Genomic DNA, 18,015 nt, shown 5'->3' with positions numbered 1-18,015 from the left:
GTGCAAAACGAATAAAGAACTTATAACTTCGTTAGCAATAATCATATTATCGTCACGCATTTCACTTTTAAAACACAATTATGTTCAAAATAAGTCTTTTATGAGTATATAAAGCAGCATGACATATTTTATACATATTGCTATAGAAGTCGATTTGGTTTTAAATATTTTGTTCGTTATGGAATAGTTGATCAATAAAAAAATAATTTGAAAAGTATTACACTTATTCAAAGTTATAATTTCATTAAATTTTGACTAGAGAACAATGTCTAATTACAGCAAGACAAAGATAACAAAATTGGAAATCTATATTTGCTTTATACAGAACTACTCCCAATTTTATTTTTTATTAAAAGCTCATTATGGCAGTAATAAATATCCGCATAACTTATCACTTTGTGGTGTTATTGTATTAAGATATTTTTCTCTGCATATACATCACATGCTATTTTCCTTAAATATGAAATAATATTCGAAATATTTCTTATTATATTTCAAACACGAGACCTTGGTATGCAGGTTTTACATATGGGGGAATATACTTTACAAGCTCATCGTAATCGAGTGATTTATCCATATGTGTTAATATGGCTTTCTTTGGCTTGAAATATTCTATCCATTGCAATGCTTGATCAACTGAAAAATGACTTGTATGAGGCTCAAACTGAAGAGCTTCAAGAATTAAAACATCCAAATTCATTAATTTGGGTAATGTCTTCTCAGGAAATTTATTAACATCGGTACAATAAGCTACATTTCCAATACGAAAACCTAAGGAATGGATACTACCATGAAATTGTAAATGCGAATTAATAGTAATTGTACCACCCTGCCCCTGAATTATAAATTGACTATCTTCATTTATAAGGTTTTCTTTCAAAATAGGAGGATAAAGTGAACCTGTAGGTTCTTGAAAACAGTATTTAAAAGAATGTTTGAGATGTTTTAACGTAAATGCATCTGCATAAATATTTATTAAGCACTTTTGAGCGAGTGCATAGCTACGCAAATCATCAATACCATGAATGTGATCTGCATGAGAATGCGTATAAACAGCGGCATCAATATGATTAACATGCGCATCGAGCATTTGTGACCGAAAATCTGGACCAGTATCAATAACCACTGTTGTTTTTTTTCCTGATTTATTGATACGTTCGATTAATAGAGAGCTTCTATAGCGTTTATTTTTAAAATTATTAGGATTACATGCTCCCCAGTCTCCATTGGGACGCGGTACTCCAGGAGAAGAGCCACAGCCTAATATTGTAAATCGATATCGATCAAACATACCTTGTCACATTACTTCATTTTATTAAATAAACGAAAAGCATTCTGCGTTGTTATTTGAGCTATTTCTTCAATATTTAAATCAATAGTTTCAGCTAAAACAGCTGCTGTATAACGCACAAAAGATGGTTCATTTGTTTTCCCTCTATGAGGAATAGGCGCTAAAAAAGGAGAGTCTGTTTCAATTAATAAACTCTTATGAGGTACAATTTTAGCTACTTCACGGATTTCCAATGCATTTTTGAATGTAAGAATCCCTGAGAAAGATATATAACCACCAAGCTCTATACCAACATGAGCTAATTGCATTCCTGATGAATAACAATGAAACACAAACGGGAAAGCTCCCTCTTTTGTCTGTTCATATAATATTTTTGCCATATCTTCATCAGCATTGCGAGTATGGATGATAACAGGTAACTGCGTTTCTCGAGCAGCAATAATATGTTCCAGAAAAATCTTTTTTTGCTCTTTTGGTGAAGAATAATCATAATAATAATCAAGCCCCGTTTCTCCAAATGCGACAACTTTGGGGTGTTTGGAGAAATGAATAAGCTTTTCAGCTGTAATATTTTGTTCTTCATGAGCATGATTAGGGTGAGTGCCAACAGAACAAAAAACTTGATCATATGCCTGTGTAATTTCCAATAGTTTATCTAATTTATGAACATATGTTGAAATTGTTATCATACGCTTTACGTCAGCATCTAAAGCTCGTTGTATTACATTATCAAAATCTTGTGAAAAATCTTCAAAATCAAGATGGCAATGTGTATCAATCAGCATGATGGAGGTTATCTTTCTTAAGCATAAAACGAGGGAAAATAGGCTGTGGTGGCGGCAGATCAAAACCTTCTTTAATTTTTGAATTATTTACGTGATACAATAGCCTATCTTCCTCAGGAATTGCAAGACTATCAAGGATTTTAGAAGCAGACTGAGGCATGAAAGGCAATAACATAATTCCAATTTGTCGTAAAACTTCTGCAGTTACGTAAAGAACTGTACAAAATCTTTTTTGATTATTTTTTCGTAAACTCCAAGGTTCTTCATTGGCAAAATAACGATTAGCATTTGCTACAACAGAAAAAATAGCTGAAAGCGCTACATGAATTTTTTGGGATAACATAGCTTCGCGCATAATTTGAAGTGTTTGAAGAGATTGTTTCAAAAGCTGTTCATCTTGATCTGATAGTATAGCTGGTATAGGAACTTTTGCATCGCAATTTTTAGCAATCATAGATAAAGAGCGCTGAGCTAAATTCCCAAGATCATTTGCAAGATCTGCATTAATGCGATTTACAATACTATCATGGCTATAACTTCCATCTTGTCCAAAAGGCACTTCACGAAGAAGAAAGTAACGAACTTGATCAAGACCATAATTATCAACCATTTCGAAAGGATCAACCACATTTCCAATGGACTTGGACATTTTTGTACCACGGTTAAGTAAAAAGCCATGAGCAAAAATACGTCTAGGCAATTCAATTCCAGCAGACATTAGAAATGCAGGCCAATAAACTGCATGGAAACGAATGATATCTTTCCCAATGATATGAATATTTGCAGGCCAAAAATGATGTTTTTCTGACTTTTTATCAAAAAAACCAATCGCCGACAGATAATTTGTAAGAGCATCGACCCAAACGTACATAACATGTTTTGGATTTCCCGGAACACAAACCCCCCAATTAAAACTTGCTCGTGAAATAGAAATATCCTTTAGGCCAGATTTGATAAAACTAATAACTTCATTGCGCCGTTCTGTAGGAGCAATAAAATCAGGATGTTTTTCATAATATTCAAGAAGAGCCTTTTCATAACGGGAAAGTCTAAAAAAATAACTCTCTTCTTCATTCCATTCAACTGGAGAGCCCAATTCTTTTTCACGGCGAATTTTATCTTCTCCAATTTCAGTATCTTTTTCTTCATAATAAGATTCTTGGCGAACTGAATACCAACCACTATAACGATCAAGATAAATATCACCATTGGCTTCCATTTTTTTCCAAATTTCCTGACACGCCTGAAAATGCCGTTCTTCTGTTGTACGAATGAAATCATCATTAGAGCAATTCAATGCTGCAAGCATTTTTTTAAATACAGCACTGTTATTATCTGCAAGTTCTTTAGGTGTTATACCCAATACCTCTGCTGTCTGTTGCATCTTTAAACCATGCTCATCCGTACCAGATAGAAAAAACACATTTTTACCATCTAGTCGTTGAAAACGAGCCAAAGAATCGCTAGCAATTGCACTATAAGCATGCCCAATATGCGGAGTACCATTGGGATAAAAAATAGGAGTTGTTATATAATATGTGTCACGCATGTCATACTCGTTTCAAAACGCAATAAAGAATAACACTGACATAACGTTTGTTAATCACATTGTCACGGAAAAAGCTCACTTTCACGAATGATCTTATGAACTCTAAAAAGCAAATTAATAATAAACTGTTTTTTATCAATATTAAATAATTGTATTTCCCTTATTTCTTGATGAATTTCCTGCCACATTTGTGCGCACTTTTTTGAAAGAGCAATATTCCCTTTTTCAGCTAATATGATAGCTTTTTTATAAATTTTATCAAGAATTTCATCACAAAGCTGTTGAAATTGAATACTTCTAGAAGAAGATAAGTATGTTTGAGCAAGATTATGCACGATAATTGGATTATAAACAGGATTTTCTAAGAGAGCATCAACAGTTTTTTTAACTTCAAATCCACTAGGGCTAAGAAATAAAGCTGCTTTTCGAGGGACTCCTTCAGAGGTTTCAATAATCATCTCAATATTTTTTTCATCAGTAACTGCTTTATTGAAAAAAACATGCTCAATAACTTGCTTCATCTCGTAATTACATAATGGACGAAAAAAGATTCGTTGGCACCGTGAGCGAATTGTCGAAAGCAGCCTTCCCGAAGAATGAGTGATAATAATAAATAAAGCTTTTTTAGGAGGTTCCTCAAGCGTTTTAAGAATTGCATTAGCTGCATTTATATTCATATCATCTGCGGGATCAATAATAACAATACGCCATCCATTATCCTGCGATGTTTGGTTTAAAAATTGAATAATATCGCGAACATCATCAACAGATATTACTGTTTTAAACTTTTGCGTTTTTAAATCAAAACGACGTGAAATGTATAAAAGATTAGGATGACTTCCTTGCGCAATTTGGCGCCATATAACTGAATTATGCTCTGGTTTTAAGAAATTATCTCTTTGAGCGCTTAAAATATTCCAAGCAAGGTGAAAAGCCAACGTTGCCTTTCCAATCCCGTACTCCCCCTCAAATAACAATGCATGATGCAAACGCTCTTCTTTTTGCATTTCTACTAAAAAATGACGAATAGCTTCATGTCCAAAAATAGTATCATTTTCTGAAGGTAATAAAACTGAATCTATCTCATCATATTGACGCAAAAAATTTATATTATTCATAACACATGATTTACCATTATCTGATGAGAAATGCATTGTATTTTATGAGCAACAGCTTCTACTGTTTTTGTAGCGTCAATTACATGAAATCTATGAGGTTCCTGTTTTGCTAGCTGAAGGAAAGCTTGACGTCTTTGTTCCTGAATCTCTAATTCACTTTTTTCAAAATAGTCAATTATGTCCCTTTTTTTTCTTCGCAAATTTGCACGTTTCATACCAGATTTTGCTGACATATCTAACAAAAATGTTAAATCAGGCATTACCCCATTTACAGCAACACATTCTAGAACTGAAAGAGTCGAAGGATTTATCGCATCATTGAGCCCTTGATAAACACGTGTAGAATCGATGAAGCGATCACATAAAACAACTTTTCCTTTTTTTAAAGAAGGAGCAATGACTTCAGTGACATGATCAATGCGTGCTGCTGTAAATAAAACCGCTTCAATAAAAGATCCATAGGATTGAGCTTGACCTGACAATAAAATATGACGCATTGCTTCTGCACCTATTGTTCCCCCTGGTTCTCGTGTTGTAATAACATCATAGCCTTGGCTATAAAGGTATTGAGCAAGCAAAGATATTTGGGTCGTCTTTCCTACTCCTTCCCCTCCTTCAAATGTAATAAAATAACCTGACATGTATAAAGCCTAAATCTTTAATTAATGATGCTTTTCAAATATTTACGTAACCAGCCAATGGTTATCTCATAAAGTGCATCCTTTACTTTTTTTAAAAACCTTCCTTCGTGAACAGTAACCCCAGAAAAAACTGGTTTTTCAATAAGAACTTTATTATCCTTTATAATTTGGATAACACCAACTTTTTCCAAAAAAGAAATAGGAGCTTTCAATGGACCTTGATATTTAATTTTTGCTTTAATATCATTTCCCTCTTCATTTGAAAGCATAAAATTTATAGGTCCTTCAACAATGAGTGGGATAGAGCTTTGTGTTCCACCATAAACAGAAGCTTGGCCAACCATTTCTCCTTTCGAAAAAACTGTTTTAACATCAAAAGATGTCATCCCCCATTGAAGAATGCGTTCTATTTCTTTTGTATGCCCTTTGCCATCATGTAAACCATTTATTGCTAAAAAAAGACGCCGATGGTTTTCATAAACAGTAACAATCATTGAAAACCCCTCCTCTTCACTATAGCCAAAACCGAATCCTTCTACACCAACTCTTTTTAAAATAAGAGGATTCTTATTACGTTGAAAAATTTTATTCCAAGTAAAATGAGGCTCACGATAAAGTGCGTAATAATCAGGATATTCATTAACAATATGACGGGCTAAAGTAATCATATCACGTAATGTCACAAACTGCCCTTTTTCTGGAAGTCCTGTTGCATTAACAAAATGGCTGTGTAACAATCCGATTTTTTGGGCTCGCTGATTCATCAATTTTGCAAATTCATCTTCACTTCCTGCGATACCTTCAGCAAGAGCAATGGCTGCATCATTGCCATTCACAACAATTAAGCCGTGTAAAAGATCAGAAACACTAATCTCTGTTTTCACTTTTGCAAACATAGTTGTCGTCCCAGAGGGAGCTCCACCTTTGCGCCAAGCATTTTCACTTACCTTGAATATTTTTGTACTGCTTAATATGCCTTCCTTTAATTGATGAAATACCACTTCTGCAGTCATCAATTTTGTTAATGAAGCCGGAAAAAAAGTAACGTCACTCTGTTTTTCAAAAAGTATCGTATCTGTCTTATCATCTATCAATAACAGTTGTGATGCAGAAGTTTTAAAACTTTTTGTCTCTCCTCTTTCACTCACCATTAATGCCAAAAGTAAAGTTAATAAAACTCTTATCACTGTATGCATAGCTGTCCCTCTCCACAACCAGCATAAAAAATCTTTTGATATAAGAAAAGGCTTGTTTATTTTTAACAAGCCCTAAATTATTTCTATAAAGTGAAAACAGACTTTTACTTCTATCTATTCACAAAGCGGGACAGCGTAACACACTATTCTTAAAAATTCTCCATATTTTTATGACACAGAACATAATCTAGTTCTTACATAAATAATTTTTATTAAAAACATTCAAATTTATATCATCTTATTACAGTTAATCATTTAAAATATTCTTGGCTACAATATTATGTATAATTGAAAAATAATACTATTTTATCTTCTTGCTCAATGCATTCATAAAAGCTATCTGATTGAACGATGTTGGCTTATCAAGCAAAACAGGACCAATTTCCGGTAATTTTATTGAAGCAAGCTTATTCAACTGCTTTTTCTTTAATGTAACATGATTTGATTGGCTCTTATTATCTTTTAAAGCTAATAAAGATGGCACATCATCCCCAAGCGTATAAGAGGCCATTAAATAAGAATCATCATAATAATTAGCAGGCGCCTCAGAAACATATTCGACTTTAACATCCGTTACACCTGCATTAACATAACCAAGCATTGTTGCTGCTTGTTTTGATAAATCAATGATTCTATCCTTCATAAAAGGTCCTCGATCATTTACTCTAACAATGATGGAAGATCCATTTTTTAGATTAGTAACACGAGCATAACTAGGTAAAGGCATCGTAGGATGAGCTGCAGTTAAGAGATTCATGTCATAAACTTCACCATTTGCAGTTAAACGTCCATGAAAATATGGACCATACCACGACGCTTCTCCAACACGTTTATAAGTTGGATCATTTTGAGGGTAGTACCATTTTCCTTTTATTTTATAAGGCTTTAAGTTTATTGCCTTTTTTCTAGATTGATCTTGTTCATTCATCGTCTTTTTAGGTAAAGAAACAGATTTTGCATCTATCTTCTTATTATGATCAGTATCTTTTGCTGCAAATTGTGCTGTTTTAATTATACTGCAAGATATTAATAACTGAGAAATAGCTATTATAAAAGAAAACCGAAATGTTAATTTAATAATAGAAATAATTTTTTTTGAGCTGTTAAGCATTTGTTATCCCGCTTATTTTACTAATTATTTATCATAAAAACATGGATATATCTCTATACGTGATAAGAAAGTTGACTCAATAAGTTACTTTTCTTAATCATTAATGGGTATCCTTAAAATTCACTTTTTATCAAGAGATTAACACATATTAATTTTTCATTACCTGCAGAAAAAAGGTGAATATTATTTAGTAAGATATCTAAATGCAATAAAATTTAAAAAAAATCAATATGTTACTAAAAGTACAACATGAATATATAAATTGTGAATAAATAAAATACATTTTTGAAGTAACAATAAACAACTTCAATTAACGAAAAAAAGCTACAAATTCCTAAAATGATTGTTTGCTTTTGAAGAATCTCAAAACACTAACAATTGGTGAGCGCGCAGGGATTCGAACCCTGGACCTACTGATTAAAAGTCAGTTGCTCTACCAGCTGAGCTACGCGCTCTCCGACAAACTTATATGCTTGTAGAAAGTGAATGAAACATACGGTCGACTTTTCATTTGGTCAACACTTTTTAAAAAAAATATTATCATTTATTGAAGTTATCAATATATTTTCCCACTAATCTTACCTTTTTATTGCTATATACAGTTTTTTTCTGTCTGATTTAAATAAAATTAAAGACTTACCAATGAAAATATATCTATCGAGAAATACAATCCTTATTATTGTTCATTCCGTACTCTCGAAAATTTGTTTCCTGATTCTTAAAGTTTGAGCAATGGCAATAACCATACAGTTATGTTTTTAAAGTTTAAACTCAACATAGTTAAAACAACAAAGATAAAAAACACGATTAAAATATTTTAAATTATAAAAAAGTTATTCAAAAAGTAACACGTAAATTATTTTAAATACGCCCTTATAATATATTAATTATAAAGTTTTTATTTTATAAAATTTTATAATATAAACAAATATATATTAAAATTTATTATAAATAATATTACTTTATAAGTACATTATATCTATAATACATAACATATATATTTTATTTATTTTTCAATTTCTATTGGAATGTTTAATGCTTACATATAAACAATATGAGCTTCTCCTGTTCATTTATAATCATACAAAAGAAACCGGTATTCCTCCCTCTTTTGATGAAATGAGAGCCGCTTTAGAACTTGCTTCAAAATCTGGTATTCATAGACTTGTTACAGCTCTAGAAGAGCGGGGTTTCATACACCGCCTGCCTAATCGTGCTCGCGCAATGGAAGTGATTCGATTCCCTGAGAAGATAACATTTAACCTTTCTTCAGCACGTAAAATTTTCCCCCGTATAATAGAAAAAAATAAAAGAGAAGTATCACAAAATTTGAGTGAATTTAATTCAGAGGATAAAAAAAACGTTACCATTCCCATTATGGGTTGTATCGCTGCTGATGTACCTATTACTGCTATACTACAACAAACGAGTACGCTTTCTTTACCACAAAATATGATTAGTTTGGGTGGACATTACGCTTTAGAAGTTAAAGGGGACTTTATGACTGAAGCTGGTATTCTTGATAAAGATATTATCATTATTAAATGCCAAAGTGCAGCAACATCAGGTGAAATTGTTATTGCGCTTATTGACAAAAAAGAAGTGATTTTAAGACGTTATAGATATGAAGGAGTTTCTGTTTTATTGGAAGCGGCAAATTCCCGTTACAAAACGCGTATATATAAATCTGAACGTATACAAATACAAGGAAAAGTTATCGGACTTATTCGCAAATATTAAAAATATTTCGGACATTTTTTATATATGGTAAAAAATCATCGAGTATATTGTATACGTTGATTATTGTTATTTTCAATAAAATATTGTTTATCATATCTAATGTATCTATAATAACAAAATACTAATTTTTAGTAAGTTAATAAGAATAAATTAACATCTTAGATAATATTCTTCCCCCTATAAACAACACATTATACGAAATACTATTATCATGTGAGGAAAAATATTCTCTTTAAAATTATCGTTTTATAAATTTATAATATTGCTATTCAAAACTATAAAAAAATTAAAATTTTATTTTTTATATTTAATATTTTAATAAACTTTCAAAATCAAAAAGCTTTTTATCAAGTAAATGGCTGGGACGCACATTTGTTAAAGCACGAATCATTGTATCTTTACGCCCAGGCATTCTTTTTTCAATATTGTTTAACATTTCCTTCATTAAATTACGCTGTAAACCATCCTGACTACCACAAAGTCTACAAGGAATGATGGGAAACTGCATTGCTTGAGAAAGTTTTTGCATATCTTCCTCAGCTGCATAGACAAGAGGACGCAAAATAAAAATATCTCCTTCATCATTTATAAGCTTTCCCGGCATAGCCGCTAATCGACCACCATGAAATAAATTCATAAAAAACGTTTCTAAAACATCATCTCGATGATGACCAAGAACCAATGCAGAGCATCCTTCCTCACGTGCAACTCTATACAAATTACCCCGTCGCAACCGAGAACAAAGCGAACAATATGTTTGAGTATGATTTAATTTATCTGTAACAACTGAATAGGTATCTTGGTATTCAATGCGATACGGAATTTGATAAGAATTTAAAAAATTTGGAAGAATATGTTTTGGAAAGCCTGGTTGCCCTTGATCAAGATTACAAGCTAAAATCTCAACAGGCAAGAGCCCACGCCACTTTAAATCTAAAAGAAGCGCTAATAAGCCATAAGAATCCTTTCCACCTGACAAAGCAACAAGCCACTTTTTTCCAGAAGAAAGCATCGAAAAATCATCTAATGCTTGCCGCATATGGCGTAAAAGTCGTTTACGCAGTTTATTAAACTCAACAGTTGAAGGTGCAGTCCGGAATATTGGGTGACAATCATCAACTCCTTCTACAAAAGAATCAACCTTATTTACGTTCTTTTTCATTGTATGACACTTAACTGATGGAGTACCCATAAACACCATATCTGCACAATATAAAATAAAAATTATTATGCACTAAAATAGGTATAATTAATATAAAGCCAACTTAAACTATATTGATTCTAATTATTAAGATGCTATAGGATCAAGTAAAAAATATATCCATATAGACCATGCTACTAACACAACAACAAGATAGCATGACCCTGTGTTTAAAACTCAATATCTTCAGCGAAGCTAAAATAGTACCCCACGCACAGAAAGAGTACTATCTCTCTTATAAAATTTAGCGAGAATAAAACTCAACAACTAAATTAGGCTCCATCTGTACAGCGTAGGGAACATCCATAAAAGCAGGAATACGGGTAAACGTTGCTTTCATTTGGTTATGATCAGCTTCAATGTACTCGGGCACATCACGCTCTGCCAATTGGACAGACTCTAAAACCAAAACAAGCTGTTTCGACTTTTCTCGAACCTCAATAACATCACCAGGCTTGCAGCGATATGACTGAATATTTGTGCGTCGACCATTCACATTAACGTGGCCATGATTTATAAATTGACGGGAAGCAAAAATTGTAGGTACAAATTTTGCTCGATAAACAATAGCATCCAAACGCGATTCTAAAAGCCCGATGAAATTTTCTCCAGTATCACCACGGCGACGAGCAGCTTCTTGGTAAATTTTACGGAACTGCTTCTCTGAAATATCACCATAAAACCCTTTCAATTTTTGCTTAGCTCGTAATTGCACACCGTAATCAGAAAGCTTTCCTTTACGGCGCTGACCATGTTGACCTGGACCATAATCGCGGCGATTAACAGGAGATTTTGGCCGTCCCCAAATATTCTCTCCCATACGGCGATCAATTTTATACTTAGTTGTTTCACGTTTACTCATCGCATTTCCCTTTTTAAACACAAGATACTGCTACTAGATTTTCAGGAAACGCGCCCTCCTCTGCCTTAAAATTAAAGACTGACAGGATAATATCTCAACATATAATCTGCAAAGCTACCCACGGGACACGTTAATGAACACCATTTTCCGAAAGAAAAATCTCGAGTGATACTATTATCTTATACTAAAAAGTCAACTCTTTTCACTATCTCTAAGCCAAATCTTTTTAACAAATTCTTAGTTGAAGGAGTTATATTTTCTGATGTAAATAAAGCAAAATCTTTATATTTATTTATATCTTTGCGAGATATTTTTTCCGGCAGCAATGACCTTGCATGCTTAGCGACGTCTTTTGCTGGATTAATCCATCTAACTGGCCATAAAGCTTGTTTACGCAATAAGTTAATTAAAAACGGATAATGTGTACAAGCTAAAACGATGATATCGGTGTATTTACCATCTTTTTCCACAAAACATGGTAAAATTTCATGACGTAACTTCTCAGAATCTATAGGTTTTCCACGTAAATGATCTTCAGAAAATTCAGCAAGTTTTTTACTTCCAACAAGCTGAACATGACATTGTCCAGCAAACGAATTAATTAATTCATGTGTATATGCACGCTTAACTGTTCCAGGAGTGGCTAATATAGAAATAAAACCAGACTTTGTTTGTTTAGCGGCTAATTTTACTGCAGGAACAGTTCCAACAAATAGCATATGTGGAAAATGCTCTCGCAATTCTTTTATCATCAATGTAGAAACGGTATTACAAGCAATCACGCACAAAGTGGGATTGTAATATGTTAAAAGATTTGCAAACAGCATTAAAATACGATCTTTTAAAATATCTTCTTCTAAGTTTCCATAAGGAAATCCTGCATCATCAGCTACATAAATAAACTGAGCTTCAGGAATAAGAACGCGCATCTCTTTCAAAACAGTTAAACCACCAATTCCACTATCAAAAAAAAGGATAGATTGTTGAGACATCGATTTTAACACTTATTTTGATTTTTTTTACGATCACGCCCTTCTGGTGCTCCACTTCCCCGCGGACATTGAGGAGAAAAATGATCTAATGAGGACACAATTCCCCGCAACAAATAAATTTCGGATTCACTAAAGTTAGCGCGTGTAAAAACAGAACGCATATTTGCAGTCATTACTTCTTTTCGTTCTTTGGGTCTAAAATATCCACGCATATCTAAAGCATCTTCTAATTGAGATAAAAAACCATGAAATGTTGCTTTATCAGCCGGCTTCATTTCTGCTGCACGAAAAGCTGTATCGTTTATATCCTGTAAACCTGATTTCATCCATTCGTAAGCCATAAGCAAAACTGCTTGAGCTATATTAAGTGATGCAAAAGCAGGATTCACTGGAAAAGTTATTATTTCATCAATCAAACTAATTTCATCATTTTCTAATCCCCATCTTTCTCTTCCAAATAAAATACCCGTTTTATGTCCAATATTTTCGCGTTGACGCAATATACTCGCTGCTTCAACAGCACTTTTTACAGTCTTAAAACCACATCTTTCACGAGCTGTTGTAGCAAAAACATAATTCAAGTCTGCAATTGCATCACGCAACGTATCAAAAATCTTTGCATCATCAATTACATGATCCGCTTTACTCGCTGCAGCTTTAGCCTTTGTATTTGGAAATTTTTCTCGCGGTTTTACCAATCGGAGCTTGGAGAGCCCAAAGTTTGCCATTGCTCTTGCTACCATACCAATATTTTCTGGCAATTGCGGCTCAACTAAAATAATGGCTGGGCCATTTGTTAAATTTTCACGACTCTTATTTGTTCCAGCCATCAATCTCACCTAATTTTACCAATTATGCTATATTACTGACTTTTTGTACAAAACAGTCATTTTATTAACAAACTATAATCAATTTTATTTTTTACTTAGCATTAATAAATTAAATAAAAACTCCTAAAAAATTGCAAATGAATTCTTGCACTTAAATTATGTAAATTACCATAATAGTTCCCCCCCACTGAACTAATACATGGTATAAATTATTGCGAGCTATAATTTGAGTTGCATTATAATATCATGCGCTTTAAAAAAAGTTATGCTCTTTACTTCTAAACTCTTTCCTGCAAAACTTATTCGCCGTTATAAACGTTTTCTTGCAGATGTTAAACAAGATGACCAGAATATCTTCACCGTTTCAGTTCCTAATACAGGATCAATGCTTGGATTAACAATTAGTAACTCCAACATTTGGCTTTCATACAACAATAATTCTAAGCGAAAATATTCGTACCAATTAGAAATTGTTGAAGCGAATAATACTTTGGTTGGCATCAACACAACTTTACCGAATAAACTTGCACTAGAAGCAATCCAAAATGGACTATTGCCAGAATTAAACGGATACAAAACAATTTTAAAAGAACAATACTATGGGACAAAGTCACGTATTGATTTTCTTTTGCGTGATAACACCTTCCCCGACTGTTATTTAGAAATAAAAAATGTTCATTTTATTCGCAAGAAAGGAATAGCGGAATTTCCTGACACTGAAACAAAGCGCGGTGCACGTCATCTTGATGAACTTACAAAAATTGTACAACAAGGGAAAAGAGCTGCTATGCTCTATGTAATTCAACGGGAAGACTGCTCCTCTTTTGCAGTTTGCCATGATCTTGACCCCATTTATGGAAGCAAATTTGATTCAGCACTCAAATCGGGGGTAGAATTTTATGCTGTAAAATGTCACGTAAGTACAGAAGGTATTTTCCCGATTCATCAAGTGGAAATAGAAAACAGAAAAAATAATGATTAATTATATTGAATATAACAAAATACCCTTAAGTTTAAATGGAAAAATACGCATTTTTGATGACTATGCTTTTACTAAAATGCGTGAAGTTGGTCGTATTGCCGCAGAATGTCTTGATGCACTCACAGATATTATTAAACCTGGCGTAACCACACAAGAAATTGATGATTTTGTATTTATTTTTGGCGTTAAACGAGGAGCTCTACCTGCTGATTTAAATTATCATGGATATAGCCATTCATGTTGTACATCCATTAATCATGTTGTTTGCCACGGAATCCCGAATAAAAGACCTTTACAAGAAGGCGATATTGTTAATGTTGATGTAACTTTTATTCTCGATGGCTGGCACGGTGATTCAAGCCGTATGTACCCTGTTGGAAAAATTAGAAGAGCTGCAGAACGTCTACTCAAAATAACTCATGAAAGTCTCATGAGAGGAATTTCTGTAGTTAAACCTGGAGCAACTACAGGTGACATTGGTGCAGCTATTCAACATTTTGCAGAATCTGAGCGATGTTCAGTTGTAAGAGATTTTTGTGGACATGGAATTGGTCAACTTTTCCATGACGTACCTAATATTCTGCATTATGGAAAGCCTGGAGAAGGAATAGAGCTAAAGCAGGGGATGATGTTTACTATCGAACCCATGATCAATCTTGGTAAACCACAAGTTAAAATTCTATCCGATGGTTGGACCGCCGTTACACGTGATCGATCTCTTACTGCACAATATGAACACACAATCGGTGTAACAAATGAAGGATGTGAAATATTTACTGAGTCTCCCAAAGGAATTTTTTATATTTCAAATTCACATATCTAAGTCAATGTAGAAATGTTATGGCTAAAAAAATAACGAAAAAGGAAAACAATCAAAGCAATTATTCTGCATCGAAATTGGATTCTTCGCTTAACCCAATAACGGAAGAGAAAAATAAAAAGCTTAAAAAAAGATCGCCAACGCATAAGTATTACCATGGTCATCGTGAACGTCTTCGCCAACGTTATTTAAAGACAAAAGGAAATGCAATTGAAGATTATGAATATCTTGAGTTATTACTTTTTCGTACTATTCCTCGAGCAAACACAAAACCAATAGCTAAAAACTTAATAGAATATTTTGGATCATTGGCTGATGTATTAGGTGCAGATATTTATAGACTTCAGGAAATTCCTGGATGTGGTCCAGCCACTGCAATTGATTTAAAAATTATCTCAGATGTAGCCGGACGTCTTGCCCGTACACAATTATTTAAACGTGATATTTTTTCATCGTGGGATAAAGTATTAGCTTACTGTAAAGCTGTTATGGCTCATGAAACACGTGAACAGTTCCGCGTCTTATTTCTTGATAAGAAAAATGGTTTACTTGCAGATGAGGTACAACAGACTGGAACTATTGATCATACACCTGTTTATCCTCGTGAAGTAATTTCTCGAGCTTTGCAATTATCTGCCTCAGGACTTATCTTAATACATAATCACCCGTCCGGTAATGCTTCACCTTCTCAAGCAGATATATCAATGACATATAGATTGAAAGATGCAGCAAACGCATTAGGAATTATTGTTCATGATCATCTTATTATTGCTCGTAACAGCCACACAAGCTTTAAAGCATTGAAACTTATATGACCCTTTAATTCACATATATACAGAACAGCACTAATGCCTCTACTACAGTTTTAAAAAAATTGTAATATAGCTTATAAGCAAAATATTTAGAAATTAAACATATAAAAGGTTTCATTCAATTATTTTAAATCGTTTAATTTTCTAAATCTATATCTAATATGGCCATTGAAAAATTGTATGACAATTCATCCTCATCTTCATCTCGATAAATGATACCTAAAAACTCATCCCCGATATAAACTTCACAAGAATCATCTTTTTTAGGCCGCTTTCTTACCTGTAATGCTGAATTTTGGAATGTATTTTTAAAATAACTGTCAAGTTTTTTTATTTCATCAGCATTCACTACACTCTCCTATTATTAGAGATCATAAATTAATTCTTTTTGTCCAATAAGAACTTTTTATAATTTTATAAAGATGATCAAAACTTTAATATTCAATTTATATTTTATAACATGTATTAAAAGAAAAACCACCTAACACTTTCGCTAAAATGCTTTTATTTTAAAACTAACCACTCCAAAACTTATTTACACAAATAAAATTGCAAATTAAAAGAAACTCTTATCTGTAGTTTCTTTAATTATAATTATATTTTAATAAAATATCGAATACTAGCCATTAATTTTTTATCTGATACAAAGCTAAATAAAAACGCGCTCCTCTTATAAGAGGGTTACTTATCATAAAATCCATTTTATAGACTCTAATACCAAATAAAATAAGTTCTGAAAGAATAAATAAAGACGAAATTCTTTTGTTAACGATTTAACCTATAAACTGTTTAAAAAATAGGATAACGAGAAAGAAAATCGATTACCCCTTTTTTATAGATTTTGTCTCCCACAGCAAGCATATGGTCTCGATCAGGAATTGATAAAGATTCACCATGAGGCAATAATGCAACGAGCGGTTCTGACGCACCACCAATATCATCTAATGAACCAACAGCAACGAGTGCAGGTTGCTTAATTTCATACACTTCAGATACCGTTAGTTCTTGTTTTGACGTAATAACACAAGCTGCAAGAGCACGTTTATCACTCTTAGTTTGATCTGCAAATTTACGAAACATTAAACCGCGCGCATTGGTAATGGTAGAAATATCTTCCGCCAACAAGGCTTCATGAACAGGTTTCCAATCCCCTGCTCCTGTTACCATACCAATTCCTAAACCACCAAAAATAACACTATGTACATATGTTGGATGAAGAAGAGCCATGAATGCACTGATTCTAGCACCCATAGAGTACCCCATAACATGAGCTCGAGATAATTTTAAATGCTGTAATAATCTAACAGCATCACAAGCCATAGCTTGAGGTGTATAAAAAGAAGGATCATAGCTTTTACATGAATCTCCATGCCCACGATTATCAAGAGCAATAACACGGTATCCTGCTTCAACAAGAATACGAAACCAACCGGTTGCATACCAATTTATATATGCAGAAGAACCAAAACCATGAATCAATAAAACAGGTGTACCCTGACCTTCTTCCCGATAAGCAAAGCGTAAACCATCATATTCAAAAAAACAAACATTTTCAGCGGTCATTTTTATTACTTTTACACTCCCCACAAATAGCAGAATGAATAACACGTTGTCCTTTTTGTATCTGTTTTTCAGAAACTTCACCAGCATTAACTTCAATAACAAAAGTTGCAGGCACTTTTGACGAAATTATATCCGTTGAAAACGGCTCCGTCTTTTCAACAATTGAAACAATGGTTCCTTCAGCATTTAAAAAAATCATATCTAAAGGCAAGGGTGTATTTGCCATCCACATAAACATTTCCTGCTCACTTTTTTGATCATTCACCCGATTCTTAAAAAGCACTGCACGATCACGTGGAAAATCAGTGCGGTACATCAAACCAGTTGATGATTGCAATGCCGTAAAAGCAAGTTCCACTTTATATATAACTGCACCCCGTTTTGTTTTTATTACTAAAGGAACTGGATGTACAGGAATCTTTATTGGTTTTTTTATTAAACCTATACCAGCTACTAATAGAAAAGACAGCCCCAAGAAAACAACTATTCCTTTTCGATTGAACATTGACACCCCTTCTCCAT

General features: G+C 33.2%; 18 protein-coding genes and 1 tRNA gene. 4 read left to right on the top strand and 15 right to left on the bottom strand.

Annotated elements, in window-relative coordinates; genetic code table 11:
* Window positions 1-487: 487 nt before the first annotated feature.
* From V5N68_RS02225 to V5N68_RS02190, 8 genes are all read right to left on the bottom strand, one after another.
* Window positions 488-1,291: an MBL fold metallo-hydrolase gene (locus V5N68_RS02225; protein WP_332065564.1), complete on the bottom strand. Its 804-nt coding sequence runs from the start codon at window positions 1,289-1,291 to the stop codon at window positions 488-490.
* A gap of 11 nt (window positions 1,292-1,302) precedes the next feature.
* Window positions 1,303-2,076 carry a TatD family hydrolase gene (locus V5N68_RS02220; RefSeq protein ID WP_332065563.1) on the bottom strand — a complete coding sequence of 258 codons (774 nt, stop codon included), beginning with the start codon at window positions 2,074-2,076 and terminating at the stop codon, window positions 1,303-1,305.
* Window positions 2,066-3,625 carry a methionine--tRNA ligase gene (gene metG, locus V5N68_RS02215; protein ID WP_332065562.1) on the bottom strand — a complete coding sequence of 520 codons (1,560 nt, stop codon included), beginning with the start codon at window positions 3,623-3,625 and terminating at the stop codon, window positions 2,066-2,068. The genes V5N68_RS02220 and metG overlap by 11 nt, the downstream gene beginning before the upstream one ends.
* Window positions 3,626-3,687: 62 nt before the next feature.
* A complete protein-coding gene (locus V5N68_RS02210) occupies window positions 3,688-4,743 on the bottom strand; it encodes a DNA polymerase III subunit delta' (RefSeq protein WP_332065561.1) in 1,056 nt (351 codons plus the stop codon).
* A complete protein-coding gene (gene tmk / locus V5N68_RS02205; protein ID WP_332065560.1) occupies window positions 4,740-5,384 on the bottom strand; it encodes a dTMP kinase in 645 nt (214 codons plus the stop codon). The genes V5N68_RS02210 and tmk overlap by 4 nt, the downstream gene beginning before the upstream one ends.
* Window positions 5,385-5,401: 17 nt before the next feature.
* Window positions 5,402-6,580 carry a D-alanyl-D-alanine carboxypeptidase family protein gene (locus V5N68_RS02200; protein ID WP_332065559.1) on the bottom strand — a complete coding sequence of 393 codons (1,179 nt, stop codon included), beginning with the start codon at window positions 6,578-6,580 and terminating at the stop codon, window positions 5,402-5,404.
* A 301-nt stretch (window positions 6,581-6,881) separates the two neighbouring features.
* Entirely contained in the window at window positions 6,882-7,691 is an 810-nt protein-coding gene (locus tag V5N68_RS02195) for a septal ring lytic transglycosylase RlpA family protein (RefSeq protein WP_332065558.1), read from the bottom strand.
* 379 nt (window positions 7,692-8,070) lie between these two features.
* A tRNA-Lys gene (locus V5N68_RS02190) sits at window positions 8,071-8,146 on the bottom strand.
* 580 nt (window positions 8,147-8,726) lie between these two features.
* Between V5N68_RS02190 and lexA the strand changes: the two genes are divergently transcribed.
* The gene (gene lexA / locus V5N68_RS02185; protein ID WP_332065557.1) at window positions 8,727-9,431 is read left to right on the top strand and encodes a transcriptional repressor LexA; all 705 of its coding nucleotides are present in this window, start codon (window positions 8,727-8,729) and stop codon (window positions 9,429-9,431) included.
* A gap of 307 nt (window positions 9,432-9,738) precedes the next feature.
* On the opposite strand, the gene ttcA is transcribed toward lexA, so the two are convergent.
* The 4 genes from ttcA to V5N68_RS02165 all read right to left on the bottom strand — a co-directional run bounded on the left by ttcA (window position 9,739) and on the right by V5N68_RS02165 (window position 13,316).
* Complete coding sequence (gene ttcA / locus V5N68_RS02180) at window positions 9,739-10,593, bottom strand: tRNA 2-thiocytidine(32) synthetase TtcA (protein ID WP_332065556.1); 855 nt, start codon at window positions 10,591-10,593, stop codon at window positions 9,739-9,741.
* Window positions 10,594-10,876: 283 nt separating this feature from the next.
* Entirely contained in the window at window positions 10,877-11,494 is a 618-nt protein-coding gene (gene rpsD, locus V5N68_RS02175; RefSeq protein ID WP_332065555.1) for a 30S ribosomal protein S4, read from the bottom strand.
* A gap of 179 nt (window positions 11,495-11,673) precedes the next feature.
* Window positions 11,674-12,486 (bottom strand): glutamate racemase, encoded by an 813-nt coding sequence (murI, locus tag V5N68_RS02170; protein WP_332065554.1) that lies wholly within the window; start codon window positions 12,484-12,486, stop codon window positions 11,674-11,676.
* Window positions 12,487-12,491: 5 nt separating this feature from the next.
* Window positions 12,492-13,316 (bottom strand): RNA methyltransferase, encoded by an 825-nt coding sequence (locus V5N68_RS02165; RefSeq protein ID WP_332065553.1) that lies wholly within the window; start codon window positions 13,314-13,316, stop codon window positions 12,492-12,494.
* A 265-nt stretch (window positions 13,317-13,581) separates the two neighbouring features.
* On the opposite strand from V5N68_RS02165, the gene sfsA reads away from it, so the two are divergent.
* The 3 genes from sfsA to radC are packed head-to-tail and all read left to right on the top strand — an operon-like array spanning window position 13,582 to window position 15,933.
* Entirely contained in the window at window positions 13,582-14,298 is a 717-nt protein-coding gene (gene sfsA, locus V5N68_RS02160) for a DNA/RNA nuclease SfsA (RefSeq protein ID WP_332065552.1), read from the top strand.
* Window positions 14,291-15,121, top strand: a complete 831-nt coding sequence (gene map, locus V5N68_RS02155) for a type I methionyl aminopeptidase (RefSeq protein WP_332065551.1) — start codon at window positions 14,291-14,293, stop codon at window positions 15,119-15,121. Before sfsA ends, map begins: the two co-directional genes overlap by 8 nt.
* Window positions 15,122-15,138: 17 nt before the next feature.
* A complete protein-coding gene (gene radC / locus V5N68_RS02150) occupies window positions 15,139-15,933 on the top strand; it encodes a RadC family protein (protein ID WP_332065550.1) in 795 nt (264 codons plus the stop codon).
* A 133-nt stretch (window positions 15,934-16,066) separates the two neighbouring features.
* Here the strand turns inward: radC and V5N68_RS02145 are convergent, their stop codons facing one another.
* The 3 genes from V5N68_RS02145 to V5N68_RS02135 form a co-directional block, all read right to left on the bottom strand.
* Window positions 16,067-16,279, bottom strand: a complete 213-nt coding sequence (locus tag V5N68_RS02145) for a DUF3126 family protein (protein ID WP_332065549.1) — start codon at window positions 16,277-16,279, stop codon at window positions 16,067-16,069.
* 440 nt (window positions 16,280-16,719) lie between these two features.
* Window positions 16,720-17,493 carry an alpha/beta fold hydrolase gene (locus tag V5N68_RS02140; protein ID WP_332065548.1) on the bottom strand — a complete coding sequence of 258 codons (774 nt, stop codon included), beginning with the start codon at window positions 17,491-17,493 and terminating at the stop codon, window positions 16,720-16,722.
* A complete protein-coding gene (locus V5N68_RS02135; protein ID WP_332065547.1) occupies window positions 17,483-17,998 on the bottom strand; it encodes a DUF192 domain-containing protein in 516 nt (171 codons plus the stop codon). The genes V5N68_RS02140 and V5N68_RS02135 overlap by 11 nt, the downstream gene beginning before the upstream one ends.
* Window positions 17,999-18,015: the final 17 nt, after the last annotated feature.

Source organism: Bartonella eidoli (assembly GCF_036576145.1).
GTDB lineage: Bacteria > Pseudomonadota > Alphaproteobacteria > Rhizobiales > Rhizobiaceae > Bartonella.
This window is presented reverse-complemented; position numbering and strand designations above follow the sequence as displayed.